Source organism: Ruegeria sp. I1 (assembly GCF_056532675.1).
Genome location: NZ_JBQFNM010000011.1, coordinates 87420 through 113416, shown reverse-complemented (window position 1 = coordinate 113416; position 25997 = coordinate 87420). Strand labels below are relative to the sequence as shown.

General features: G+C 54.0%; 29 protein-coding genes and 2 tRNA genes. 8 read left to right on the top strand and 23 right to left on the bottom strand.

The features are described 5' to 3' along the window. Positions 1 to 255 precede the first annotated feature (255 nt). From ACR0DH_RS18285 to ACR0DH_RS18255, 7 genes are all read left to right on the top strand, one after another. Positions 256 to 1452 carry a tyrosine-type recombinase/integrase gene (locus ACR0DH_RS18285; protein ID WP_480852758.1) on the top strand — a complete coding sequence of 399 codons (1197 nt, stop codon included), beginning with the start codon at positions 256 to 258 and terminating at the stop codon, positions 1450 to 1452. Beyond that, the gene (locus tag ACR0DH_RS18280; RefSeq protein WP_480852756.1) at positions 1449 to 2150 is read left to right on the top strand and encodes a hypothetical protein; all 702 of its coding nucleotides are present in this window, start codon (positions 1449 to 1451) and stop codon (positions 2148 to 2150) included. The genes ACR0DH_RS18285 and ACR0DH_RS18280 overlap by 4 nt, the downstream gene beginning before the upstream one ends. A 98-nt stretch (positions 2151 to 2248) precedes the next feature. Next, complete coding sequence (locus ACR0DH_RS18275; protein WP_480852753.1) at positions 2249 to 2434, top strand: helix-turn-helix transcriptional regulator; 186 nt, start codon at positions 2249 to 2251, stop codon at positions 2432 to 2434. Positions 2435 to 2631: 197 nt separating this feature from the next. Beyond that, the gene (locus ACR0DH_RS18270; protein ID WP_480852751.1) at positions 2632 to 2901 is read left to right on the top strand and encodes a hypothetical protein; all 270 of its coding nucleotides are present in this window, start codon (positions 2632 to 2634) and stop codon (positions 2899 to 2901) included. 127 nt (positions 2902 to 3028) lie between these two features. Next, the gene (locus ACR0DH_RS18265) at positions 3029 to 4396 is read left to right on the top strand and encodes an RNA-dependent RNA polymerase family protein (protein ID WP_480852749.1); all 1368 of its coding nucleotides are present in this window, start codon (positions 3029 to 3031) and stop codon (positions 4394 to 4396) included. A 567-nt stretch (positions 4397 to 4963) separates the two neighbouring features. Then, a complete protein-coding gene (locus ACR0DH_RS18260) occupies positions 4964 to 5236 on the top strand; it encodes a hypothetical protein (RefSeq protein WP_480852747.1) in 273 nt (90 codons plus the stop codon). A gap of 308 nt (positions 5237 to 5544) precedes the next feature. Further along, positions 5545 to 6798, top strand: coding sequence for a DNA adenine methylase (locus ACR0DH_RS18255; RefSeq protein ID WP_480852745.1), 1254 nt, complete (start codon positions 5545 to 5547; stop codon positions 6796 to 6798). Here the strand turns inward: ACR0DH_RS18255 and ACR0DH_RS18250 are convergent. From ACR0DH_RS18250 to ACR0DH_RS18165, 18 genes are all read right to left on the bottom strand, one after another. Then, a complete protein-coding gene (locus tag ACR0DH_RS18250; RefSeq protein WP_480852742.1) occupies positions 6791 to 7903 on the bottom strand; it encodes a hypothetical protein in 1113 nt (370 codons plus the stop codon). The two genes, ACR0DH_RS18255 and ACR0DH_RS18250, sit on opposite strands and share 8 nt — an antisense overlap. Positions 7904 to 7911: 8 nt before the next feature. After that, positions 7912 to 8973: a hypothetical protein gene (locus ACR0DH_RS18245; protein ID WP_480852740.1), complete on the bottom strand. Its 1062-nt coding sequence runs from the start codon at positions 8971 to 8973 to the stop codon at positions 7912 to 7914. A gap of 278 nt (positions 8974 to 9251) precedes the next feature. Then, positions 9252 to 10796: a DGQHR domain-containing protein gene (locus ACR0DH_RS18240; protein ID WP_480852738.1), complete on the bottom strand. Its 1545-nt coding sequence runs from the start codon at positions 10794 to 10796 to the stop codon at positions 9252 to 9254. Between the two features lie 253 nt (positions 10797 to 11049). Then, positions 11050 to 11124 (bottom strand) — tRNA-Phe (locus tag ACR0DH_RS18235). Between the two features lie 79 nt (positions 11125 to 11203). Then, positions 11204 to 11386, bottom strand: a complete 183-nt coding sequence (locus tag ACR0DH_RS18230; protein WP_480551313.1) for a DNA gyrase inhibitor YacG — start codon at positions 11384 to 11386, stop codon at positions 11204 to 11206. Then, positions 11383 to 12405, bottom strand: a complete 1023-nt coding sequence (locus tag ACR0DH_RS18225) for a ribonuclease E/G (RefSeq protein WP_480551312.1) — start codon at positions 12403 to 12405, stop codon at positions 11383 to 11385. Before ACR0DH_RS18225 ends, ACR0DH_RS18230 begins: the two co-directional genes overlap by 4 nt. Further along, positions 12402 to 12980, bottom strand: coding sequence for a Maf family protein (locus ACR0DH_RS18220; RefSeq protein ID WP_480551310.1), 579 nt, complete (start codon positions 12978 to 12980; stop codon positions 12402 to 12404). Before ACR0DH_RS18220 ends, ACR0DH_RS18225 begins: the two co-directional genes overlap by 4 nt. Positions 12981 to 12991: 11 nt before the next feature. Next, positions 12992 to 13210, bottom strand: coding sequence for a translation initiation factor IF-1 (infA, locus tag ACR0DH_RS18215; RefSeq protein ID WP_005978431.1), 219 nt, complete (start codon positions 13208 to 13210; stop codon positions 12992 to 12994). A gap of 90 nt (positions 13211 to 13300) precedes the next feature. Then, positions 13301 to 14176, bottom strand: a complete 876-nt coding sequence (locus tag ACR0DH_RS18210; RefSeq protein ID WP_480551308.1) for a carbon-nitrogen hydrolase family protein — start codon at positions 14174 to 14176, stop codon at positions 13301 to 13303. 140 nt (positions 14177 to 14316) lie between these two features. After that, positions 14317 to 14910, bottom strand: a complete 594-nt coding sequence (locus ACR0DH_RS18205) for a GNAT family N-acetyltransferase (protein ID WP_480551306.1) — start codon at positions 14908 to 14910, stop codon at positions 14317 to 14319. Beyond that, complete coding sequence (locus ACR0DH_RS18200) at positions 14903 to 15301, bottom strand: ketosteroid isomerase-related protein (protein ID WP_170452409.1); 399 nt, start codon at positions 15299 to 15301, stop codon at positions 14903 to 14905. Before ACR0DH_RS18200 ends, ACR0DH_RS18205 begins: the two co-directional genes overlap by 8 nt. Positions 15302 to 15304: 3 nt before the next feature. Then, complete coding sequence (locus ACR0DH_RS18195; RefSeq protein ID WP_480545089.1) at positions 15305 to 15757, bottom strand: arsenate-mycothiol transferase ArsC; 453 nt, start codon at positions 15755 to 15757, stop codon at positions 15305 to 15307. Positions 15758 to 15760: 3 nt separating this feature from the next. Further along, positions 15761 to 16240, bottom strand: coding sequence for a UPF0262 family protein (locus ACR0DH_RS18190; protein WP_480545088.1), 480 nt, complete (start codon positions 16238 to 16240; stop codon positions 15761 to 15763). Between the two features lie 99 nt (positions 16241 to 16339). Then, the gene (hisD, locus tag ACR0DH_RS18185; protein ID WP_480545087.1) at positions 16340 to 17641 is read right to left on the bottom strand and encodes a histidinol dehydrogenase; all 1302 of its coding nucleotides are present in this window, start codon (positions 17639 to 17641) and stop codon (positions 16340 to 16342) included. 53 nt (positions 17642 to 17694) lie between these two features. Further along, on the bottom strand, positions 17695 to 18189 hold the full coding sequence (locus ACR0DH_RS18180) for a GNAT family N-acetyltransferase (RefSeq protein WP_480545086.1): 495 nt from the start codon (positions 18187 to 18189) through the stop codon (positions 17695 to 17697). A 22-nt stretch (positions 18190 to 18211) separates the two neighbouring features. After that, on the bottom strand, positions 18212 to 18688 hold the full coding sequence (locus ACR0DH_RS18175; protein WP_480545085.1) for a DUF2948 family protein: 477 nt from the start codon (positions 18686 to 18688) through the stop codon (positions 18212 to 18214). Beyond that, positions 18685 to 19953, bottom strand: coding sequence for a UDP-N-acetylglucosamine 1-carboxyvinyltransferase (murA, locus tag ACR0DH_RS18170; protein ID WP_480551304.1), 1269 nt, complete (start codon positions 19951 to 19953; stop codon positions 18685 to 18687). The genes ACR0DH_RS18175 and murA overlap by 4 nt, the downstream gene beginning before the upstream one ends. A 6-nt stretch (positions 19954 to 19959) precedes the next feature. Then, a complete protein-coding gene (locus ACR0DH_RS18165) occupies positions 19960 to 20115 on the bottom strand; it encodes a hypothetical protein (protein WP_353010619.1) in 156 nt (51 codons plus the stop codon). 83 nt (positions 20116 to 20198) lie between these two features. Between ACR0DH_RS18165 and ACR0DH_RS18160 the strand changes: the two genes are divergently transcribed. Next, positions 20199 to 20273: transfer RNA gene (locus ACR0DH_RS18160), tRNA-Thr, on the top strand. Positions 20274 to 20469: 196 nt separating this feature from the next. Here ACR0DH_RS18160 and ACR0DH_RS18155 read toward each other — a convergent pair. The 5 genes from ACR0DH_RS18155 to ACR0DH_RS18135 form a co-directional block, all read right to left on the bottom strand. Continuing rightward, positions 20470 to 21363, bottom strand: coding sequence for a hypothetical protein (locus ACR0DH_RS18155; protein ID WP_480545082.1), 894 nt, complete (start codon positions 21361 to 21363; stop codon positions 20470 to 20472). Between the two features lie 4 nt (positions 21364 to 21367). Continuing rightward, positions 21368 to 22093: a class I SAM-dependent methyltransferase gene (locus tag ACR0DH_RS18150; protein ID WP_480545081.1), complete on the bottom strand. Its 726-nt coding sequence runs from the start codon at positions 22091 to 22093 to the stop codon at positions 21368 to 21370. 7 nt (positions 22094 to 22100) lie between these two features. Next, the gene (locus ACR0DH_RS18145) at positions 22101 to 23636 is read right to left on the bottom strand and encodes a hypothetical protein (protein WP_480551302.1); all 1536 of its coding nucleotides are present in this window, start codon (positions 23634 to 23636) and stop codon (positions 22101 to 22103) included. After that, positions 23620 to 24597, bottom strand: coding sequence for a glycosyltransferase family 2 protein (locus tag ACR0DH_RS18140; RefSeq protein ID WP_480551377.1), 978 nt, complete (start codon positions 24595 to 24597; stop codon positions 23620 to 23622). The genes ACR0DH_RS18145 and ACR0DH_RS18140 overlap by 17 nt, the downstream gene beginning before the upstream one ends. A gap of 390 nt (positions 24598 to 24987) precedes the next feature. Further along, positions 24988 to 25938 carry a GlxA family transcriptional regulator gene (locus ACR0DH_RS18135; RefSeq protein ID WP_480551300.1) on the bottom strand — a complete coding sequence of 317 codons (951 nt, stop codon included), beginning with the start codon at positions 25936 to 25938 and terminating at the stop codon, positions 24988 to 24990. Between the last annotated feature and the right edge of the window lie 59 nt (positions 25939 to 25997).

The following is a 25997-nucleotide window of genomic DNA, read 5'->3' as shown; positions in this document are numbered from 1 at the left end:
TCGTCGGCGCACGCTGCTTCACGCGGAATTGCAAGACATCAAACCCGGTCGTACAGAGGGTATCAGAAAGCAGAATGCAACTACATTTGTATGCAAATATGGTGCCCGGGGGCGGCCTTTAACCAGATACCCATGAATTATCGTGCACACCTAAGAAACAGAAAGTTAACGAAAAAATACTGCCGGCATGGTGTCACCTTTGCCCACCGTGTGCCATGCTATGTCAAGTGATATGGTGGATAGAATGGTGGATTGATGGGAGCGATAAATCGCCTGACAGCAGCCCAACTTAAAGGGCTGCCGCCCGGCAAGCACTGTGATGGTGGCGGCCTGTATTTTATCCAACGCGAAGACGGTGGTGCACAGTGGGTGTACCGCTATTCAATTTATCAACGCAGGAAAGAAATGGGCCTCGGCTCACTGCAAGATGTAAGTCTAAAACAGGCAAGAGAAGCTGCCCAGCGCTGGCGCTCCGTTAGAAACAGCGGCAAAGACCCCATCAAAGAGCGTGAACGCGAGAAGCGCATGGCTTCAAAAGCGGATCATTCTTTGGAGACAATTGCGCTCGCAGCATTTGAAGCGAAAAAGGCGGAACTCAAAGGCGACGGTGAAGCCGGACGGTGGTTCTCACCACTCAGACTGCACATTCTGCCTAAGCTAGGGAAAACGCCCGTTGAGGAGATCGACCAACAAGACGTGAAGAACGTCCTGTCCAAAATCTGGCACGAGAAAGCACCAACTGCGACGAAAGCAATCAACCGTCTCGGAATTGTTATGAAGCACGCCTTGGCGATGGGTTTGGATGTGGACCCGGCGGTGACGGACAAAGCAAAAATCCTACTTGGTAAACAGAGGCACACAGAGCAACATATCAAGTCGGTTGCTTGGCAGGATGTGCCGGACTTCTATAGCAGCTTGGATGATGGGTCAGTCACCCACCTAGCCCTTCGGTTTTTGATTTTAACTGCGGTGCGTTCCGGGCCGATCAGAATTGCTCGTTGGGAACAGATTGCGAATGGTATTTGGACTATTCCGGCAGACGTTATGAAGGGTCGCCTGGGGCAAACTGAAGAACTCAACGTACCCCTATCCTCGGAGGCTCTGGCTATTCTTGAGCAGATCCGCCCATTTGAACGCGACGGATGGATTTTCCCGGGCGAGCGCAAGGGCACTATCTCAGATGGAACCATGTCAAAGCTGATGAGGACCAGGGGCATGTCTGAGCGGCCACATGGCTTCCGATCGAGTTTCGACACTTGGTGCGCGGAAACACAAGACATTTCATTTCAGGTGACGAAGGCTGCCCTCGGACACAAATTCGACGGCAAGGTCGGTCGCGCCTATCGCCGCACCGATTTCTTGGAAAAGAGGCGAGTTCTGATGGAAACGTGGGCTGATCATGTGACTGGTGGCTCCGGGCAGGTACTGGAATTGGCGGCAAAACAATCATGAGAACACTGCCAATTCTTAACAAGGAAACCCGCAAACTGACCGAAAACGCTGGCTTAGTAATTTTTGCTCATATGCTTTTTCCAAACCAACCTGTTGATAGGGGAATGTACATCGACCTCCCAGAACTAGAGTGCTCGTTCGCCTTTCATGGCTTGAGTGAGGAAGATGAGTACGCCCCTTCTATCGCACTAAATGCTGTAATCAATTCCCGGCGATCCCGCGTTAAAGGCGGCAGCTTGGCCGGGGCAATCCTCCAAAAGAAAATCCAACTGTTCAGTGATTTCGGCGACGCCAGCACAAGGAAGGCTGTATGGTTGATCGGGAAAAAATCGATCAAGTCAAAAATAAAGCACGGCACTGAGGAAAGCACGCGCCGCAGTTTGAAAAGAGAATACTCGAATTATGCAGACGTAGCGCACCTTTGGGCTGCATGGAACTACATGCCACCCGAAAACCGGAACAGAATTCACGGGGCTGGAATGGCATGGGACAAACCCATTCTTTTTGAATTTCTAGGGCTGGCTAGTTGGTTCCAAAATCGAAAAGTAACAATAGAAGAAAGCCAAAGCGTTCCCGCGAAGCAAAGAAATTGGAAAGTGCCAGACGTATTTTCAGTTCCGCAGAGCACAATTTGTGTTCCACCACTGTCCACATCTGACCGATTGGAACTCAAAGCCTATAGCAGCGAGGCCTTCTGAAGGTTTTCAGGGGTGGGGGCAAAAAAATTGCCCCCACCACAACAAGAACGCCCATCGGTAACCATGCCTTCAGATGAATAAGTCTAAAGGAGCATGAGATGGACGAAAAATACATCACCTACCGAGAGGTTATGGACCTTCTCCGGTCGTCCCGTAGCACGATCAAACGTCGTATTGCTGATGGAACACTGCCCGCCCCCGTTTTCCTTGGAAAAACTCCTCGCTTTAAGAAAAGCGAAGTGAACGAGGCTCTTGCCCGCCTCGACGAAACCCGCGCTAAATAGAAAGCCCGCCCCGGCGAACCGGGAACGGGCTATCTCAATCTAACCAATTGCAGAATAGCGCTTTCCGGCTCTGGTGGCAAACCGAGAGACCCAAAATGCTTTGCAAAAAAAACCGACATTCCAACCTCGTTCGGTCTCGCCCGGATCAGTGCAACCAGTTGCACCAAAAAAAGAAAACCAATGACACGCCGTCGTGTATGTCGCGCCGCGAAACGCAAGACAACTATGCCTATGAAATCGTCCGTGTAGACCGTTTCCGCATCATCAGTTGCAAGGACAACATCCAGTGGATCATCCAGAAGCAGAATTCTGGAGCGCGATCTATGGCCCGCGTCACTTGGAAAGCCATTAGTTCCCACCGTGACCGCACTTCTCTGATCTACGTTTGGCGTAAGAAAACCAAACAGGATGCACCTAGCGAGGTCTTGGTGCTGCCGGAGCGCTATTCCCAATTCAAGCGGGTTTAACGGGGCGAACCAAAGCCCCCACCCATTCCCGTGCAACCAGTTGCAACTATCTACCCTGCTTACCGCGAGCGCCGCGCGTTCAATCGCGTTGCCCTCGCAGCAAATCTAAACAACCGAAGAACAAGCGATGCAGCACAACGACAACCAAAACCCTAACACCTCCGGCAACATCCCTTGGAAAGTGGAGAAGCAGGCCCTGTACCGGATTTATTCGCAGCAGGCCCAAAGGCTGATGGCTGGACTGAAAGCGGGTAAGCGTTGCCATGCCCTGCAACGTGAATTTTTACGGCACCCGAAGGTAAAGCAGGCGGCTATTCTCAAAGCGACCAAAGGAAAGATTGGTCGAGAACAAACCTATGCTTTGGCCCGGCAGGTTTACCCTTACGCCCAGCGGGAATATGTCGTGGCAACGTACCCGATAGCAAAAGCCAGCGGTGGCAAGCGAAATATCTGCATCATGCCGCCGGTGCTATCTGCAACGCACAAGATCATCAAAAGCGCCCTGGACGCCGAGTTTGTTCGGCACCCGTCACTATTTGGCGTCAAGCACCATGGCCGAGACCACGCAGCAGTTCACATCCAACAACTACAACGCGAAGGATATGCCAATCTTTGGCAAACCGACATTGAAGACTGCTTTGACAGCTTCAACTTGGACGCGCTGTACGAATTGCCACTCCCCAATCAGGTAATCGCCAATGCTCTAGATACGCGAGGCCACAACTTTTCGTTCCAAGCACATTCCTCGAAACATGAAGCCAAGAAAGGGGCTTCGCCGGAACCGCCAGATGCGGCAACGCCGGAGAACTACATGGTACGGGATCATACCCAAATTAGTTCCCCTACCGATGATACTGTTTGCAACACCAGAGGGCCTTCGGGACTTATGCAAGGCTCTCCGGCTTCCAGTGCCATTTTGGCGTGGCACCTGAACGCCTTTCTCAATGACTTACCTCATAGTGACGACGTTCGGGTGATCGTGTGCTTTGACAACCTTCTGGTTGCCAGCCGCACGGAGGAAGATAACCGGACGATTAGGGATACCTTGGCCGATAGCTTGGGTCGGTGCTCTTTCGGCCCTCTGACGTTGCACCCCCCAAATTCCGCAGGCCTGGACAACGAGACAGAGTTTCTTGGCTATAAACACCCTCGGGACGGCGCGACCATTGGCATTGGTGACAAGGCCCGAGAGCGCCTGATGCGTCATCTCAATGCCCTTGAGCAAAAGTTGGAGGACGGCGAGTTTGCCGACCCTGAGTTAGAGACTTTCGAGATGTGGTGCACGCTTCTCGACTTTGCGTCCGGCTATTCCAGCGCGACTGACATAGCGGCCGAAATGGCCGATTTCGTTGCCACATCGTCGTGGATACCCGCAGCGTCAAACAATCCCATGTTGATGCACATGCACTGGCGTCTGTTTAGCCAATGGAGCCCGCTCGAAGCAACCGTCTTCAAGACGGCAAGAAGTATAAGAAGACGGCAAAAAATGTATTGATCACAGGCAGTTACTGTTTCCCGAACCGACTAAGTTGGTATGGTTCCTCATGAAGAGAGATGACCTTTTGAAGACGATTGAAACCCTTGCCGAAGACCAACCCATGACCGCTATGCTGGAGCATTTCCTCCAGATTGGCGTTGGCTTCGGAAACGCTTGGTATAGCAGCCAAAAAGAGCATTGGATGCGCTGGTTGAAGGAATACTACACCCCAGGCGTCTATGGGCGTAAGCCAAACTCTGGCCGATCCTGCCAGTTCATCTACAACCAGCTTCAGTGCCCTCCAATGGTGTTTTGGCTGGGTGAGGCCCTTGAAGTGTCCAATCCTGCCCTCAAGGCGGCCTACGTTGCTGCTACGGGAGCCCAGCCACACCATGCTCGGCAGACAGCCGCTATCCGTCGGGAAATACCATGGTGGATGATAGAGGCCCAAATTCATCGGTTGTCAGAGGGAGGTGCAACCCGTTGCAACGGTCATACCGCTATGACCGCGCCCAGCGCGAGTATTGCAACGGGTTGCAGCCACCAATACGCCCAGATGCCCAAGAAATTTGGAAGGAACAGGACATGACACATTGGACTTTTGTCGCGGCCGTTGGTTACCTGATTGCGGGGGCGTTCTTTTGGAAGTTGATTTTTCACAGAGACGTTTCAACGCTAGAGAAATCGAATTGCCGGACAAACGAAGAGTTTCAGTTGCTGACCGAAGATCGACAATTACTGCAATCTGGTGAGAAATCCGGAGACCTTGCAATCCTCGTCTGCAAGGCAGTCTTCGTGGCAGCTTGGCCGGTCTTCATCGTCTTCGGCTTCATTAATGCACGAGTGTTCGACAACTGAGGTAGTTGAACGTGGCGCAATCTGTCATGCACAGCGGCGAACGTCCTTTGCAACCCGTTGCAACACTTAGCGGTCAATATCGCGCATCCAATTGGGCTTTCGTGAGTTTCTCACTTGTCTGAGTTGATAGAAAAGTACTGCTTACATAGGACGTCGGCTCGGTGTACTGTAAAGAACCTAAGTGTGGCTCTTGAACGTCGAAGCATGAAAACATGCACGGCAGTTTCTGTGTTCCGGTAGAGGCACAAAAGCTAAGCTTGGAAACTACAGATAGGACCCTGAATGTCCAATGAGGGAAGCGAGCAAAAATGAATGTGCTGCAGACAGCTGAAAAGATCGATCACGCACCAGTTCTTGTTCGGCAATACCCCCAAATAATTAAGTACATGGGCTCTAAGGCCAAAATTATTGAATTCGTGATTGGCGGCGTTCAGTCAGTCCATGGAGGTGGCGCAATCTGCGATCTGTTTTCTGGCGCAGCATCTTTGGCTGGAGCGCTTCCAAACTCATCGTTGTTCGTATCGAATGATATTCAGAAATATTCGGGTACAATAAGCCGTTGTTATCTTGGGCGAGTTTCAAGTGCCTTTTTGACAATGGATACCGATCTCATCATTGATCGTGCCAAGGTGTATTTTGAAGAGGTTTGGAAAGGCCTGCCTGATGGGTTGAAATATCTGCCCACCGGAAATCTGGATGATTTCAACAAGATAGAACGTCGCAACCAACAACTCCTGAACTCACTTTCTAAAAAACCGTACAACCTTTTCACTCGGTACTACTCGGGAACTTGGTGGTCTGCCGAGCAGTGTGTTTGGATCGATGCACTTCGCCGCACAGCTGACGAAATGAAGGCAGAAGGCGAGCTAAATGAAAATGATTTTGCGCTATTCCTTAGTGCGCTTATGCACGCGATGGCCTATTGCAGCCAAGGTACTGGGCATTTTGCGCAATACCGAGACGCCAAAACTCAGTCATCTATGAAAGACATTGCGCTTTACAGAGCGAAAAAACTGGACGTTCTGTTCTTGAGAAAGTTGGTTTCATTGCGCGAATGGAACTACGGAAACGTCGATGAGGGAACCAAGTTTCGGATAACCTCAGAAAACTTCTTGTCATGCTTGGACAAATTCGAAGGTGGTACCATCTACGCTGATCCGCCTTATGCATTTGTGCACTACAGCAGGTTCTACCATGCCCTGGAAACGTTGGTACTTTATGACTACCCAGAATTGCAGATCAAAGGCGGGAAGACAGTTAAGGGACGATATCGCGAGAACCGTCATCAATCGCCATTCAGTATTCGGTCCCAAGTTCCGGGGGCATTCAAAGATCTTTTTGATGGAGTGAACGCAACCGCATCGAATTTGGTATTAAGTTACAGTGATACCGGCCTTTTCCAACTTTCCGAATTATGCGAACTGGCAAGGAGCACTTTGGGTGCCAAGTACCGAGTGGACACGAAATTCCTTGAACATCGCCACATGACAATGGGCAGACTAAATGATCGCCACCGAAATGTGCAGGAAGCTCTAATTATTGCTCAACGCACAACTAAGTAAGATCACCTAAGCGACCATTGAGACGATCTATTTTACTGTAGTAGACTGGAATACCGAAATCATTCCGAAGCTTTCGAAGGTACGCCGAAGCATCTTCGGTAGGTTCTGCCTCCGCAACCACCACAAGCTTCGTGCTACGATTTTCAGACGGCCAGTATGCGTATTCAAGTAGTTGAGGTAAGGCCTGACGAATACATAATCGCACTGATGCGTCTGTCTTTATTTCGAAGAAAACCACTTCGCTGCGGTCTTTTAGCACCAAATCGACAGAATTTCCCCCTGTGCCAGAAGGGACTTCGGTACCAACACTTTGGGCGCCATGCTTGGCAGAAAGGTACTCATATAGTTTGTTTTGAAGTAGATTATGGTCCAAATTGGCTTCTTTTGCTCTCGCAGGACTGCGCCGCTTGGACTTCCCTTCCTTAGATGGTTTGTGACCTGGTGAAAAAACAAACTGTCGAACGGTTTCGCGATCCGGGTCAGCTACATCTAAGCCCTCTGCTTCACCGCCCAACCATGCTCGAAAGCTATTTTCGTCTTTTGCGAGAACAGTGTGAAAACCGTTCCCGATCGCCTCGTCGGCAAGCGAACCTCTTCCGTTCCAGCCAGCCTTTTTTAGCTTCAGCCGAAAAAGATCTGCTGCCAATTCACCAAGGACAGCATTCTGAAAAAGCGGTCGCGTGTCGTATTCTAGAACGTCGGCCTGTTTATCTGCCAAACCCAGATTTACTGTTTCGCCGCGGATGTTCGTGAAAACCTTTTCATTAGACAAGTCGCTTCTGTAAATTGCCCCCTGCCCATGGCCGATCGAACCTGCCTTGAACGCGGAAATTAGCTGGTGGTGGCTAAATATAATGGCCAAAAACACTAAGTATCTTAGAGTATCTTCCGTATGTTCTTTTGCCTTATTCCAAATCTCAGGCAGATTTCCGTCAGCAGAAGCACAAAGTATATTTCTCGTTTGAGCAGCATCGATATTGATCCCTTCAATCACGTTTCTCGTGCTATCCAGAACATCTGAAACGTTTAGGTCTCTCAGCAAAAAAAATGATTTGTGCGCCCCCTCCTTTGTCAAAGACACTTTCAAAAGAGATAGATTAGTCATCTTGAGCTTCACATGTTTAATACGGCGATGCGTTCGAACTTTCCAAGTTCGCAAACAGAAAGGCCGAAAATCCGAGTTAGATTGTAGAAATTTTTTTCCGCAGGAGGGCTATTTTCGAATTCCAAAAAGTCATTGAGATTGTCGTCAACATCTGCCCAGATGTCTGATATTGGACTTGGTGCGTTTGCTCCATTCCACAATCCCTTTTGCTGGCCCAGCTGGTTCCTCCAGAAGTCTAGTTGAACCTCGTCGACACCCGCTTTCCGAAAAAGATTTCGCGTCGCTCCGGTTGCCAAGCGTAGTAGCAAAACGGAACGTGAGATAACTGAGAAATGCCACTCTGGCCCGGGCTTTGGTTTCCTTCGCGCATGTTGAAACAGCAGTGGTTCTTCCACCAGCCTCCTGCGTATCAAAAAGTCCTGGTACCTTTCTGAAATATCTCTTCCTAGAGATTGGTAATTGAGCACTTTGTTAACAATGGCAAGATGATTAGGGCCACCTAAATCGGCTGCACTGTGTCTACTTACGACCAACTGCTCTAAAAGAGAGCGCAGCAAGTACTGATCCAACATGCCAAACCCACTCGAACCTGAGTGTTCTAGAATTGACCAAAGTGAACGAACAAACGCCGTAGACTTATCAGCTTCACAATTGTCTAAACTACCTATTCCATAGGGTCGATAGCTCGCAGTGTTTCTTGCGGTCCGGTCATCTTTGATCTTTCCAAGGTCCATGCCCCATTGCTTGAGCCACCTTTGGGCAGAAGGCCTGATTATGGAAGCCGGTCCAAAAGGAGATACCCAATCTGTAAGGGTAACCCCATAAGGAGCTATCAAGTCTCCAATGAGGTCCGCTGCTGAGCTAGTACCGGCCCAAGCTTCGAGGCAATCCCAAACAAATTCGTGGGTTCCTACATTTCCCTGAAATGGTTCAACGGAATTTGTACTGTTGATCAAGTAGTGACGGTTTTTAAAAACGCCAACTCCCTGAGTTCCAAGTAGGGACATGGCAGCCCTAAGCTCTGCATAATACGCTAAGTGAAGTGACGCACCTTCATCACCGTTCAGCATTGCATTTATCGATCGGCCTAGGAACGACCATCCGTCAGAGCAATGCAACACAGTGCTCGTAGCGATGTACTGTGAAAGATGTCTGCCGTTCTGAGGGGCTCCACTACCATTATTTCTGGCTATTTCACCCGCGACATCGCGAGCATAAGCATTCTTCAGAGCTAGCCATCGTGACGAGGAGAAGAAGCTCTTTGCCGAAGCCAAAGTGTCTTCAACATTTGCTTGCCTTGCGCGAAATAGCACTGCGGAATTCTGCGGAGAAAGCGGCATTATATTGACTATTCTGAAATAATTTTCAGGGTGTCAGCTGATGCTGCTGCAATTTCCAGATCGACGCATTTCGCCATGTGTTCATGCAGCTGAATTCTTAGTTCCTTGTATCCACCGCTTCCTTTGAAAGCCAACTTGGTTCGGCGCTCTTCTTTGCTCAAAGTCGGAGTGCTACTGGCGCGCCAGTCAAAAGTAGCTATGCACTGTACAAACGCTGTGACATGAGCCGAAATGTGGCTCTGCTCAAAATCCGTCAAAGCGCTACTCACAGCGGCTTCGTCACCGGCTCCTGCGTTTTCAGAGACACGCCATTTGCGAAGGTTCCACTTGATTGCCGAGACAAAAAAGATGTCGTTTAGAAGATACAGAAATCCGCGAACACCTTGATCAGAACTGATTAGTGAATGCTTTCCATAAAACGGAAGATCACTGGCGTCTCCCACGATGTCAGCCAGGACGTCTTGAAGAGGGTCGTTTTCGTTTCTAAGGTCTGCAGCCCATTCAGCGTTTGAATTTTTCACAGCTTGTTCGAAACTCCGCCAAGAGTAAATCAAAAATGCCGCCTGCTGAGCCCGGCTCCAACCTAGCACATCTTCACTTTCGGGGAGTTGTGAACCAAAAAGCCCGCCTGTATTTGATCCTCTTGCTTTCCATGGTCGGACAAAGGTGGCCATCAAAGACTTGATCCAAGCCGATTGGGAAACTCCTGAAACACCTCTTTCTCCAAGCATGTTGATACGGTCATGCCAAGGGCTCTGAGGATGCGACCAAAGGCTTTCCGTCAGTTCTTGAGAGCGGGTTTCGCGATACACAGCGTGGCCCTCGGCCTTATCCAGCCAATCCTCGGTGCGGAGCAATGGATAAAGGTCGAACGCTAGGCTTGGGTTTATCTTCTTCGGCTTAATGTTGATTGTATAGAATAAGTAAGCCTGCCAGCTAATATCCAACCCCACGAATGCAACCACTGGCAACTCAAAATTAGTCTCGTCATCGTCATCAAAAGCGAAGAGCCGGTGTTGTCCATCAATTACTTCGAATGGCGGCAAACCTTTGGGTCTCCAATCGCCTTCGTTCTCCGAATAAGGCAACACAACTTTGTTAAAGCCGCCTTCTTCACGGACAGAGACAACATCTTCGTCATCAACCGCCAGCCCAAATCTTTCTTCGCCCTTGGGAATGATGTTGATCACAACTGACGTTGGTAGCCAGCCTGGCTTTCTCAAATCGTCGTAGTCAGGTGAGGAGCGTTTCGCTTGACTGATCGTGGACCATGGATACCCATACTCGACGAAACGGGAAATTTCTTCTGATCTTTCTTCGTCGTGCTGGCGCTGAATGCCAAGGTCTTCATTTCGATCAACTTCAAGGTTGGCAGATCGACGGTGAATACCGCAAAGGCTACGCAACTCTTTCGCAGGGATGGAAAAAATGAAAAAGTGCGGATCTGGCTTTCTTCGTCTGGTTTCTTCGGAAAATTGGATTTCATCCCAAGCGTTGAGCCACTGTCGAACCTTTATGGCCGAAAGCTCACGACGTCGGTTTGAAGCTTGCATTGTAGATGTCCTACCCCTTTGCAACAATGGACCCAACTATTCGGTGCCATGCAGTTGAGGCAACGTAACCCACAGAAAACTCGCCAACAACTCTAAATTGAGTACAACCCATTTAGGATACCTTCTCCCCAAGATTTGCAGAAAAGCGATACAAGCAAGGGTACACCGAACACGGAATGGTGGATTAGCTGGCGGATTGACGGCAAGTGTATCAACTTAACCATTTGATAGTAATGTAAAAATTGAGAAATAATGGTGCCCGGGGGCGGAATCGAACCACCGACACGAGGATTTTCAATCCACTGCTCTACCCCTGAGCTACCCGGGCACGGGAACGGCGCTTGCCGTTGGGTGGAGGCGTTCTATGACTTGCGCCAGGGACTGTCCAGAGGCTTTTTTACATTTTTTCAGTGCGGTCGCTGCCTGATCTCGCCTTGGTCCGTATCGTCCGCCTCAACGTCCTCTTCCCGCTGTGATGGCACCGCATAAGATCCGTTCAGCCATTTGGCTAAATCGATATCTGCACAGCGTTTGGAACAGAATGGGCGGAACCTTACGACCGTTTCTTCCCCGCAGATTGGACAGCTCATTTCAGCACCTCTTTCAAGGGGATACGCGCTCTTTTCCGCTGCAACTCGAAATGGCCCAAAGGAGTCCAGCCAGCCAGTGTTGTTTCCACCGAGTCATGGCGGAAAGCAGTGCGCAGGGCTTGTTCAAAACCCCGACGGTCTTTCTTGGGCATTGGGGCAAGGTCCAGCGTGATCTGCCCACCCAGACCCCGTACCCGCAACGCGCGGGCCAACTGTTTGGCGCATGCAAAGTTCGCCTTCGTGCCAGCTGCCAGCGAAGTGTCGGCGCCCGTATTGACGTCTATCGCGACCAAAGCCCGCGTCGGCTCGATGAACAGATACCCTCCGCCCGCCAGCGGTTCCTGAATGCCGCGCGCGATGTCAAGCGCATCCAGAACGCCGTGGGTCTCAAACCCTCCAGGCTCAGTGAAAACGTCCGCCGGGTCGGTCCAATCACGCCAGGCCAGCACATGGGGGCTGTCGCCTTCGCTCAGAGTTTCGGGTTCAGTGCTCGGATCATCCAAAATCTGCTCGGCCTGCGCCAGCATCGCACTGATGTCTTCGGCAATCTCTTCGGCATCCGCACCGGCACAGCAGGAGCGTAGGATCAGGCCATAGGGGCTGTCGCCCATCATGTCATGGGCGATTTCCAGTAGCCGGTCCCGCGCGTCTTCATCCCGGATACTGCGCGAAATGTTCAGACCCGGCGCATCCGGCGTAACAATTGCATATCGGCTTTTGAATAAGACCCGATCAGTAACCGGAAGCGCCTTGCCTTCTTCGGCATATCCGGTGACCTGAACCAGCAGCAAAGCGCCCGGAGCCAGCCCTTTTGCCTGTCGTAGAAAAGCAGGTCCATCGGGGGTTGTCAGGAACATACCACCCTGCCCTTTGACAGGGCGATCTGCCTTGGCGCGGTAGATCGTTCCGGGTGGCGGGGCATCCCCTGCGATCAGAAAGTCATCCAGCTTACCATCCACCATCAGGGCTGCAGCTTCGCGGCCTTCGATATGATCCAGAACAATCGTGCGACCCTTCATGGCGTTCCTCGATGTAATGGGTAACCGATCGCTTGCAGCAGCCCCGATGTTTCGGCCAAAGGCAGACCAACGATGCCGGTGAATGAACCGGAAATCCAGGGGATGAAAGCACCTGCCGGACCTTGGATGGCATAGGCTCCGGCCTTGCCTTTCCAGTCCCCTGTTTCAAGGTAGGCGTTCACTTCAATATCCGACAGGCGCTTGAGCCGAACCTGCGAGACCACCTCGCGTTGCAGAACGCGATCCCCGCGCCTTACAGCAACCGACGTGATCACACGGTGGCGTCGACCGGACAAGGCATGTAAAAACGCTGCCGCCTCGCCGGCGTCCTCTGGCTTGCCTAGAATGCGACGACCCAGCGCGACAGTTGTATCAGCGCACAGCACGACATCATCATCACCCGCCGCGACCGCGTTGACCTTTTCCTGGGCGATGCGGTGGCAATAGGGAACAGGTAGTTCCCCCTTAAGCGGCGTTTCATCGATATCCGGAGGTCTGACCGCATCGGGCTGCACGCCAAGCTGCGCCAGCAGGTCCAGCCGCCTAGGGCTGCCCGATCCAAGGATAAACGCCATTGGTTAGAGCGTTACTTGAAGCGATAATTGATCCGACCCTTGGTCAGATCATAGGGGGTCATCTCGACCTGAACCTTGTCGCCAGCCAGAACACGGATGCGGTTCTTGCGCATCTTTCCTGCCGTATGTGCGATGATCTCATGGCCGTTTTCCAGCTCGACCCGAAACGTCGCATTAGGCAGGAGTTCCTTCACGACACCGGGAAATTCGAGCGTATCTTCCTTGGCCATGTTGTCTCCATCGTTAGGTTGCACTCGCAGAATCTGCGAGGATGTGCGCCTAGATGAGCCTATTTCGGCCTTATTTCAAGGCCAGAATCATTAAAGCGTTGAGATTGTGACCGTTTCGACTCGGGGGTTTTGCTCGTCCCAATGCGCGCGATTTAGGACATGCCCATCGTCGCGGACGTTGGCAACAGCGGTTAGATCAATGTCGGCATAGGTCCAGCCGGGCCGATTCAGAATGCCCTCGGCCAGTACGCCGGTCTGCGGAAACCCTTTGTCGGGCGGGCCGAAGATGCCGCCTGTGCCGGTGTTCATATCCACTGCTTCGGACCAGTCATTGTTACCAACCAACGAGGCCATCACCGTCACGCATTGGTTTTCCAATGCACGCGACATCGCCCCGATGCGAACCCGCCAATAGCCTGAAAGTGCCTCGGTGCAGGACGGGACCAGTATGATATCCGCTTCATTCAGGGCGCGGCCCAGCAAAGGAAACTCACTGTCATAGCAGATCAGAATGCCGATCTTGCCCAACGAGGTATCGAACAGTTTGAGCGGTCCACCGGGGGCGATGTCCCACTCTTCGCGCTCGAACCGGGTCATGATCTGCTTGTCCTGATGATCATGCCGACCGTTTGGCGTATAAAGCACCGCGCGGTTCACGGGGCGGCCTGCGTTACTCGCAACCGGGGCTGACGCGCCCAGTATATGAGTATTGTACGCCTGAGAGAGACGCTGATGCAGGGCCTGCACCTCTTGCATCCGGTCCGAGACCGCGCGAATTGATCGTTCGAGGTCACCGGCGACGTCCGCGCCATCCAACGTAGACAGCTCCATCGCGCCGTATTCCGGGAACACCAGCAACTCAGCACCCTGCTCAGCGGCATCCGAAACCCAACGATCCAGCTTATCCTCGTATTGCGCCCAGCTATCGAGCCATTCAAGGTTATATGCAGCAGTGGCGACTTTCATTACGAACCTCTCGCGCAAAGACACGACAAAGAACCTGAGACAGACCCATTATGGGCTTTGTTACTCATATCCTAAAGGAAACCAGATACCGGACGGTAGCGTATCATCATCCAAGGACATAAACGTGATCCAAAATCGTCTCAAAGACTTCTGATCCAAAACTGCAACGGCTTGAGCGTTTCGCCCTCTTCCCCCATATCCTTCCACGAAAACTGCGCGATTACACCCTGCAAAGGCTCATATCCTCGCGCGCGCCAGAACCCATCTAGCGGTCGGTAGTTTTCGGGTCTGAGCGGATGATCCGCTGGGCGTTGCACACCACAAAAAGCGCATTTGGCGAAGCCCAGCTCCCGGGCATGAGCTTCACGCAAATCAAAGAACTTATGCCCGACGCCCTGCCCGCGATAGTCAGACAACAGGACAGATTCCGCACAATAGAAGATCTGCGACAAGTCCAGACCCGTGCCATCGAAGGCCGCTGCGAAATCATCGGCGTGATCCATCAGCGGTGCGCCAGTCGAAGCACCAACCAGACGATCCTCATCAAACGCGCCAACAACAATGGCTTTGTCACTGTCGCGGTAGGATTGCAGATACGTCCGCTCGTACTCCAGATCGCCGTCGTACAAATACGGCCAGGCCCGAAACACCTCGATCCGCAGGCGCGCCACGTCGTCCAGAGCAGCCTCAAGCGCCGCTCCGGTCAGGGCGCGGACCGCGGTGACCTCAGCCATTCGAGACCTGCTTGGTCCAATCCGCAAGGTTGTAGAAAGTGGTGACGCGAGTGATTTTGCCGTCTTTCAGATCGAAGAACGACCCGGCCGGCAAGCGATAGGTCTGACCATGGGCATCCGGCAACCCTTCGTCGGTTTCCAGGTAGGTGCCGTTGACGATGAACTCGGCTGCCGCACGGGTGCCGCCTTCGGCCTCGAACACTACGATGTCGGTCAGGTTCTCGCTATAGCAGCGGTTCATATGGGCGCAGAAAGCCGCGAATTTCTCTTTGCCGACGCGAATCTGGCCTTCGTTCACGTGATGGGCCACATCATCGGACAAACAGGCCAGCATGCCGTCTAGATCCCCGGCGTTGAAGGCATCGAAATAGGTTTGAACGGTCTGTTTCATGGGTCACTCCGTTGGTTCGCCCCAGCGGTCTTTCAGATGCTTGATGATCTGATCGCGGGTCTGTCGGTAGTGGTGTAGCTTTGTTTCGCGCGTCTCACCCATCCCGGTAGGGTCCATTATTGGCCAATAATCGACATCCAGGTGAAAAACCCGCGTCAGATCCAGCGCTTTGCGTTGGCTTGCAGGTGATAGCGCGACGATCAGATCAAACGAGCTTAGGTCGTCGCCCCACTCCTGCATCTCGTCAAAAGACCGCGAGCGATGGCGCGACAGTTCAACACCAATCTCGTGGCAGACTGAGATACAGAAACCGTCGATCTCCAGATCGTTATAGACACCGGCGGATTGCACGTATGTGCCGGTGCCGTAAAACTTCTTCATGATGCCTTCGGCCATCGGGGACCGAACCGAGTTGTGGTCGCAACAAAACAGGACCGACTGCGGCAGAGGCTTCACGCGTTACCCCCCGAAATGCAGCACGCAGATCAGCGTGAACAGGCGGCGGGCAGTGTCTGTGTCCACATCGGCCTTGCCCTCAAGTCGTTCCTGCAAAACACGGCTGCCTTCGTTATGGATGCCCCGGCGCGCCATGTCGATGGTTTCGATCTGGCTTGGTGGCAAGGTTTTCACCGCGTTGAAATAGCTTTCGCAGATCTGGAAGTAGTCTTTGACCACCTGTCGAAAGGGTCCAAGCGATAGGTGGAACTCGGCCGCTTTCTCGCTGCCTTCGGTGGCGATGTCGAAAACCAGACGTTTGTCACGGATCGATAAGTGCAGATGGTATGGTCCGTCTGGAACAGCACGATCGTCACGTGCGGGCAGGGCAAAGCTGTTGTCTTCCAGCAGATCAAAGATGGCAACCTTACGCTCCTGCTCGATCTCTGGGGTCGGCGGGGGCAGGTTACGGTCATCCAGTTCGATATGCGAAATACGGGTCATCTTTACGGTCACATTCCTTGTCGTCCGCCCAGACCTATAACAAGCGATATCGTTCGGCAATGTATCCACGCTGCGCTTTCGATACGCCTTTGCGTCACCTCATCCATTCAACCGATTCAAACGCGCGCTGACAGACAGCCCATGCGCCTCAAGGCTTTCAGACTGTGCCAGTTGCTCAGCCGCCGGGCCGATGGCACGCAGGGCTGCGGGTGTCATCTGGCTGAGCGTCGTTCGCTTGAGAAAGTCCATGACGCTCAGACCCGATGAAAACCGTGCCGAGCGTGCCGTGGGCAAAACGTGGTTCGGCCCACCGACATAGTCGCCAATGGCTTCGGGCGTGTATTGCCCCAGGAAAATCGCTCCGGCGTGGATGGTCTTTTCGCTCAGCGCCACCGGGTCTGCCACGCAAAGCTCAAGGTGTTCGGGTGCGATGCGGTTTGACAAGGTCGCAGCCTCACTCAAATCGCGCACGGTAATGACAGCCCCAAAATCCCGCCAACTGGCCCCCGCAATCTCACGCCGCTGCAAGGTTTCCAGACGTTTTTCAACCTCCTGCGCAACGGCTCGACCAAGGGCGGCATCATCTGTGATCAGGATCGACTGGGCGCTTTCGTCGTGTTCCGCTTGGCTGAGCAGGTCCAAGGCGATCCAATCCGGATCATTGTCTTTGTCAGCGATCACCAGAATCTCGGACGGCCCGGCGATCATATCGATGCCCACCTTGCCAAAGACGCGCCGTTTGGCCGCCGCAACAAATGCGTTTCCAGGCCCCGTGATCTTGTCCACAGCAGCAATAGTCTGCGTCCCATAGGCCAGCGCGGCGATGGCCTGGGCACCACCGATCCGGTAGATTTCATCCACACCGGACAATTGCGCAGCCAGCAGAACAAGTGGATTGACCTGACCGTCCGGTGTCGGCACCGCGATCGCCAACCGCCCAACACCCGCCACCTTGGCCGGAATCGCGTTCATCAGCACGGATGACGGGTAGGATGCCAGCCCACCCGGCACATAGAGGCCCGCCGCAGAGACCGCGGACCAACGCCAACCCAGCGTCGCACCGCTTTCATCCGTCCAACTTTGATCAGACGGCATCTGCCGCTCGTGATAGGCCCGGATACGAGCCGCAGCCAATTCCAGCGCGGCTCGATCTTCGGCAGAGACCTGTTCTACAGCGTCCGCGATCTTAGCCGCGCTGAACGCCAGCGTATCTGGTGTCAGGTCCAACCGGTCGAACTTGGCGGTCAGTTCAATGATCGCTGCATCACCGCGCGCTCGTACATCTTCGATGATTTCGGCCACAACCGCGTCCACGTCCGGGCTGTCTTCGCGCTTGGCAGACAGCAGAGTTTGAAAGGCGGCTTCAAACTCGGGCGATGTGGTCTCAAGGAAAACGGGCATGATCTGGCACTCCGAAACGTTCCAAGCGGACATATCGCTGGGGCCAGCAGGTCTCAACCCTTCTTGGCAAGGTGCAACGATTTGCGCATGGGGAATTGGGTCATCCCGTGCCACTCTTCCGGGTCGCCGGTCTGCGCCCAACCATCGCGCAGATAAAACGCGCGCGCGGTATGCGTCGCCTCCAAGGAAGCCTGCACGCATCCCTGATCTGCAAGCTCCTGCTCTAACCGTGCCAGCAAAGCACGCCCAATGCCGTGTCGGATGTACCATGGATCAACATAGAGCAGCGAAATTTTGCTCCCTCGCCGAACACCGCCAACAGCGGCAATCTGACCGCTCAACTCAGCCACCCAAAGCTCGGAACCGGATTGTACCCAGCCCCGAATGCTCTGCGGGTCTTTGTTGGCCGTCCAGAGCGATATAAGGCGCGGATCGTTTCCATGATCCGCCGCACACAGATGGGTAATGGACCGGATCAACAACCGGCTCATCTGAAACACGTCGAACACGGTGGCACGGCGCAGAACCGGCTTTTGGGCGGTATTCACGAACGCCTGCGATATGCCGCGCTTATTCTGGATGATGCGGAGCCTGCCCTGAGGGCGCCAGATAAGGGCGTGTCACATCCTTCAGCGTTGCATCGATCGCTTCGACCTTCAGCCGGATTGCACCATCCCCCGCCAAGGTCAGCAAGATCAGTCCGGACCCATCTTCACCGGGCTCAAAATCGACGGACAGCAGCGACAGAATCATATCTTTGTCGCTGCGATCTATGCCCTGGCTGGAGACTGACAAGACTGAATCAAAAACCAGCACAGACTGCACACGCTCAAACGGGCGGTCGCGACGGGCAGCCGCGTCCTTATCCTCCCACCGGAACCGGTTCAAAAGCAACCCAAAACGCCGTTGCGAGGGCTGCCATGTCATCTCGGTCACCGGGAACACAGCGTCTTGCGACAGGGTCGAGATGACCTGCAGATCATCTGCATCCTCGGCCCCCAGGTTCAATGGGGCCTCGCGCCCGTCTTCGAAACTTGCGTCTGTCATTCGCCCTTGATCCGTTCGATTTTGGCACCCACACCTTCCAGCTTGCGCACCACATGTTCATAGCCACGATCCAAATGGTACACCCGGCTTACCGTGGTCTCACCCTCGGCGGCAAGCCCTGCCAGGATCAGCGAAACAGAAGCGCGCAGGTCTGTCGCCATGACGGGCGCGCCCTTCAAACGCTCAACACCTGTCACAGTCGCTGTTCCGCCATGCACCTCGATCTGCGCTCCCATGCGGACCAGTTCGGGCGCATGCATAAAGCGGTTCTCGAATATACGCTCCTCCAAGACCGAGGTGCCCTCGGCCGTGCACATCAGCGCCATCATCTGGGCTTGAAGGTCGGTTGGGAAGCCCGGGAAGGGTTCGGTGACCACATCTACGGCTGTCACACGCCCGTTCTTACGCGCCACTTTCAGGCCCTTTTGGGTTTCTTCAACGCTTACACCCGCCGCGTCCAGTTTGGCCGCGAACGATTCGACCAGCGACATGCGCCCGCCCAGCAATTCAACCTCGCCACCGCAGATGGACGGGGCCAGCATATATGTGCCCAGCTCGATCCGGTCGGTCACTACCTGATGGGTCGCCCCGTGCAGCCGATCCACGCCTTGAATTTCGATGGTCGAGGTGCCCTCACCCGCGATCTGCGCGCCCATTTTGCGCAGGCAATCGACCAGATCGACAATCTCAGGCTCACGCGCGGCGTTTTTCAGAACGGTGGTGCCTTTGGCAAGTGTTGCTGCCATGACGATGTTCTCGGTCGCTCCGACCGAGGCAAAGCGCATCTCATGCACCGCGCCTTTCAAACCGCCCGGAGCCTTGGCATGCAGATACCCGTCTTTCAGTTCGATCTCGGCGCCCAGAGCCTCGAGCCCTTCGACATGCAGGTCCATCGGACGCGCGCCAATCGCACAGCCACCCGGCAGCGACACGACCGCCTGCCCAAATCGCGCCAGCAACGGCCCCAGCACCAGATTTGAGGCCCGCATCTTGCGCACGATGTCATAGTCCGCCGTCTGGCTGGTCAGATCATGGCTCGACATCGCGATCACCTGTCCGTCCTGCAGCGCGGACACCTCGGCCCCAAGCGATTGCAGCAGCGCTGTCATGGTCTTGATATCGCTGAGGCGTGGCGCGTTGGTCAAAGTCAGCGGTTCTTCGCTGAGAAGCGTCGCAGGCATCAGCGTCAGGCACGCATTCTTGGCCCCCGCAATCGGAATTTGTCCGTTCAGCGGGCCGTTGCCCGTCACCAGAATCGAATCCATCTGCTCTTATCCCTCGTCTTTGTCGGCTTTGTTTCCGGAAGCGGCCCGCGCCTTAGCCTGCGCCTTACGCCGCGCCATGTTCGCCTTTAACGCAGCCTTCAGGCGTTCTTCGCGCGCATTCCCGGATTTGCCGTGATTTTTTTGTGCATTTTTCTCTGCCATGGTCTTTCTCTACAGGAGGCGAAAAAAACCGTCCAGATACCCTTGCGCCGCGTTTCGTTTGCGTCTAATCACCCGCCCACGATGCTGCTGTAGCTCAGAGGTAGAGCACTCCCTTGGTAAGGGAGAGGTCGAGAGTTCAATTCTCTCCAGCAGCACCATCAGAATCCACGATAGTTCAGAAGACTCGAAATCGGTGCATTTGACCGGTTTTGCCCTCGTTTGCTTGATAACTTACATGCGATAGTTCTCTACTCCACGTGTCTTGGTACCTGCCAAATAGCCCAATCTCACCTCTTCATGCCTTCGATAGGCAAAACGGAGGATAATTCGACACGGGTTATCCGCATACCCGCGCTAACGCCTAAAAAAGGCAACCCCTATCGCAAAGCACACAACGTCCCCAGCGACGGTAATCAGCCGGAAAACAGCCGCAGCGATCAGGGCTGAACCGGGTGTCGTAGCGCCACTTAAAATTGCGATGAACGCGGCTTCGCGAGGGCCTAAACCGCCTGGCGCACCAGGCGTCGCGTACCCAATCAGCCAAGAGACAACAGCGGCAAGCGCCGCGACACCTATTGGGACATCGTCGATTGCGCTCAGGACCCAGGCGGCGACGGAGCTCATACCCAGAAGAAATGCGATCGCAAGAAACGAAATCAAGAGCAAAGCAGAGAGTGTGAGGCTCTGCTTGACGGCAAAAAAAACCAGTACCAGGGATAGCAGAACAGCGATTGAAATCGTAAGCATAGGCCAGACAGGGCCAATGGCTTCGAACGGTAGAATGTCAAAAGGCACGAACCAAACACCAGTTACCAAGATCACCAAAGCGGCAACGGGTAAGCAAATCAGTTCCACCAAGGTTGCCATGGCCAACTGCTTGTCGCTCAGCGTCCCGCCGCGCAGCAAAACAGCGCGTCCCAAAAGGTGGACAACATTGCCGGGTACGTATCGCGCGATTTGAGAGAGAGTGAATGACCGATACGTCCGGCGGCGCGGCTCGGGTCCGAATAGTTGCACGATGCGGTGCCACATCTCGGCCAGCACAAACAGCAACGCTGAATATAGAGCAACCATCACTGCGCAGCGTATTAAGAACCCCTCGGGTGGATCGAAGCTGATCAGCGCGTCCCAATTGCGTGCAATCTCGCGTCCGATGAAAATGACGGACAGCGCCAGAACCAGCAGGCCAAGCCCGCGCACCAGTCTTCGACGTAGCACCTTATCCTTGAGCAGATGCGCCACCGGCATCGGCCTATCCCGCCGGTTCGGCGCGCAGGATCGAGGTCTGATCTGGATAAGGCAAGGTCGGAACCAGCCCGCGCAACCTGGTTTCGGACAACCCGCAATCTTTGATCGATTGGCGGTAGCGCGCGCGATGAGAATTGTCGAACACGATGATCCCATCCGGTGCCAGCTTGGGGATTGCATGTTTCAAGCAGGCTGGACGCGCGCGACCATCCACGACGATCAGATCAAAAAGCCCATCTTCGTCATCTATTGCAATGGCATAGGCTGTAAAATTTGCCCGAGAACCATTGGCTTTTTCTGAAAGATACAGAGCGTCAGCGGGCGCATCACTACTTGCCTCAACCAGTTTGACCTCGGTGGTGCACAAGCCCTCGATCATAGGCAGTTTGGCAGTGACGGCCTTGTACCAAGGCGCGTCATGTTCAACGCTGATCACGGATGCCGCGCGACGGGCCAGCCAAACTGTACTGGCGCCCGATCCATATTCTAAAACGCGAACCGGACGGGAAGCCAGGAATGCGTCCACCTGCTCGATAGCGTCGTAGGTCCACCATGGCACGTCGAGGTTGACCATCGCATCAATATCGTAGATTGCGAACAGGCTGGACATCCAATGCCAGCCGCGCCCTTTGTCACGCCGCCGCTCCAGAAATCCTGCAAGCCCGGTTACCTGGGCCAGCGCCGCCAAGATGCGCAACAGGCTAACATAGATAGACTTTAGCAAACGCATCCTGATCTTAACCCTCCAAATCGGTCGGTGCCCGGCAGATCACGGGCATCTGGTCGGACGGCAGCCCTACGCCTTCGGCCAAACCAATACAGTAGCCGTTGCTCCATGGCGCGAAGAAACTGCCTTCGATCTCGCGGAACATAGCGGTGTACTGAAACGTGGCCATCGCAGTGACTGTCGTTCCAATCAGCGCCGCGGCAAAAACCAGTCGTTTGAAGATGCCTGGCTGATGACCGTTCGAAACACCCGCCAAAACGCGGGATATCCCCAGAAAGCTCAGGAACGCGATGAGCGGCCACAGATCAAAACGGTATCTCAGCGTGATCGTCCCATAAGATAGTGTGACCAGAACGCCAACCAACAAACCGGCGGCCAGCACCAGATGGTCTACACGCCTGACCTGCGTCAAACCGATGGCTGCGAATCCGAACCAAATCAACCAAAGCCACAAAAGCCCGTAACGTGGCCCTTCGACCCTGATATACCCTAGACGATCTTCGGTCGCCCGTTGGAATAGGTTGTACATCGCCATCGAAGGGCGATGCGTCAGTTCCAGAGCAGGCAGGTCAAACGCATACAATCCTGCATTCGGTGGAATACGCCCAACATTAAATCGGCCATGTTCGGTAAATGCCTGCGCACGTGGGGAGTCCTGAGGCTCTATCCCCCAGAAAACCGTACCATATTGGGTTTCGCTTACCTCGAACGATCCATGGACTTCGGCAGCGCCGCCAAATCTGAGGGTGTTCAAACCCAGATAGAGCAGCCCCCCGACCCCCAGAATTGCTCCGGCAACCAACGCGGGCAGCAGCATTCGCACACCGTGTTTAATCACGCGCCAGCCGCACAGGGCGGTCAGAGCCACATACAGCCCAATCGCCAGGTTCGGGCGGGCATGCACCGTGATAGCTGCACACAAAGCCAATACCGAAAACGCCAGCAGAGGATGCAGCTTGTCCTGACTAAAGCGCACCCAAACCGCCACAAAGGCACCCGCCGCGCCATATGCCAGCGCGATAGGTTCGTGATAGAGTGATTGATTGACGACAAGCAGGGTCGCAGGCCCGCAAACCCACAAAGCCGCTGCAAAAAAGACTGCCCAACCCTGCGCATTCCTTTGTACCGGTGTCGCGGTTTGAGCAATCAGATCTTTCAGCGCCACCTGATAACCTAGGGTTCCAAATGCTGTCCAAAACCAGATCGAAAACCCGGCCATCGGGATCGACTCGAACGGCCAGGCCCAACCGAACACGAAGCGCAGAAGCATCGGCCCTGCCCCGTGATAAAGATAACCTTGAGCGTCAGGTGTATAGTGGCCTTCGAACCGCAAGAGCCGGGGCGGTAAATCAAAATGCCCGTTCAAGATGGCGTGATAGTAACCGTCATAGATTGCGCCCCCAAAAAACGGATCAGGGTACCGGCCCGGCGCAAGCCAGCACAAAACCGCAAGGTAGGCTGATCCGATAAGGGCAACAGCCGCAAACGGTCTGCTCGCCCAAAATGCCACAAATCCCGATTGCGAAGCGTTATGCACGATCTGCATGCTCCGCCCTTTGTTCCAACTCGCGAACCCGGCGCAAGGTCGCCTCAAGCAAGCGCCGGTTGGTAGCAATCGTTTCCGACAGGATTGCGATGATGATCGTAAAATAACCCATCACCACAAACGCACCACCCAGGACAAGCGACTGAACTTTACCGTCGCCATCCCCCATCAGATAGAAAAAGACGAACCGCGCGATCGGAATGATCCCGATCAGCAGCAGCACCAGCCCGATTGTGGCAAAGGCCTTGAGCGGGCGGTACATGACATAGCTGCGCAAGATGGTCCCCATCTGGCGCGAAATGAAGGACCGCATGGATTTGAACAGACGCGAAGGTCGTTCGACCTGATTGACCTCGACCGGGACCGTCACAACGCTCAGGCCAGTTTGTCCGGCATGGATAAGTGTTTCGGTTGTGTAGCTGAACTTTGTCATGACGTTGATATGCAACGCCGCATCACGCGAATAAGCGCGAAACCCTGAAACGGCATCGTTGACCTCAAGCCCCGCAAAGCCCGAAACAACGCGGCTGCCAACCCGTTGCAATATTCGCTTAACGGGCGAGAACGATTGGTTTTGGCCAGGCTTCCGATCTCCGACGACCACGTCAGCCTTCCCGGCCAGAATAGGTGCAATCAGATCGGGGATCGATGCGCCGGAATATTGGTTGTCACCATCCGTGTTGACGATGATATCCGCCCCCTGAGCCAAGGCATTGTCGATCCCTATCTGAAACGAACGAGCAAGCCCTTTGTTGCCGCGGTTGCGAACAACATGCTCAACACCAAGTTCTTTTGAGATCTCACTGGTGCGATCCGTTGATCCGTCATCAATGACCTGAAGCTCGACCACCCCCACGCCAGAGATATCGCGCGGGATGTCGCGAATGACGGCAGGTAAGGTTTCTTCTTCATTCAGACACGGAATCTGAACCACCAGTTTGGGAAGCGCCTTTAGCGTCATTTTGTTCACTCTACCTGCCCGACACGACATTCTGCGATCGCCTGGCGAGTGTTGTCTATTTTCTCTGAGTTGTCACCATCGGCCCAAGAAGCCGAAACCCAACTGCGACCTGATTGCACTGCCGATGACGCCAGGGCCTTAGCCAAGCCCACGAAACACAGGTTACGTTAACAAAGAGGACGACATATTAATCATTGTGTCACAATCGCGCCCAAAACTGTCATGATATTGTAATAGTTCTGCCAGTTTCGCTGTGTAGTTCAACCTTATCCGATCGATCAGTTTACTAGTCAGATTTTAACGAGGGGGTTCATGGTCGGCCAAGGGGGTGGGCATAGTGAGTCCCCATTTTGCGACCATTATGCTCACCCTACCACATAGCCGGGAAGATCAATCCAATTTGTTTCTCTGAGAATGCGGTGTCACACCAAAGCTTGACCTGTACACGCGCGAGAAATGGCCCGGATTTTCAAATCCGCAGGCGAACGCGACCTCGGTAATCGAGGCTTCGGTCTGCAATAGCAGCTTTTGTGCACGCTCCAGCCGCATCTCCATCAGGTATTTCTTGGGTGAGGTGTTCAGGTATTTTCCGAACAAACGTTCAAGCTGGCGCGTTGAGATTCCCAGCCTCTCCGCAATCTCAGACGGCGACACCGGCGTTTCGATACTGTCGCGCATGATCTCTATCGACCTGGCCAGGTGGGCGTTGCGCATACCGTTGCGCGACTGCAGCGAAACGCGTTGCTTTGCGGTTGCATTGCGCACCGCATTGTAGACCATCTGATCCGCCACCGCGACGGCCAGCTCAGCCCCGTGGTCGCGTTCGATTAGATGCAACATCAAATCAGCGGTCGCGGTGCCTCCTGAGGCGGTGATATGCTTCTCATCCGCGACAAAAACACTGCGCACCAGATTGACCTCTGGAAAGGCTTCCATAAAGGCATCGTGGTATTCCCAGTGAATCGCAGCCTGCATCCCGTCCAGAAACCCTGCTTTGGCCAGCACCCAAGCGCCCGAGCACAAGGCACCGATGGATGTGCCCTGTGCGCGCTCACGCCTAAGCGTTGCCAGCAAAGGCCGTGTAACGTGATTGCGCATGTGAATGCCGGACAGAACAAACAGCTGGTCTGTTTTTGGTATGTCATCCAAACCGCCATGAACCAATGTAACCAGCCCATTTGAACAAACCGCGCGCTCACCTTCTTCGGAAATCATAGACCAATCATAAAGCTGCTCTTCACTTACCCAATTGGCAATGCGCAGCGGTTCGACCGCGCATGAAAACGCAAGGTGAGAAAACTCCTCAACCAAAATGAAGGTGATATGCCGCGTCTGACGCATTGGGGCTTCCACTCGAAGGGCCGATTCCGTTCGGAACTACTAACAGTGTTTCATGCTGC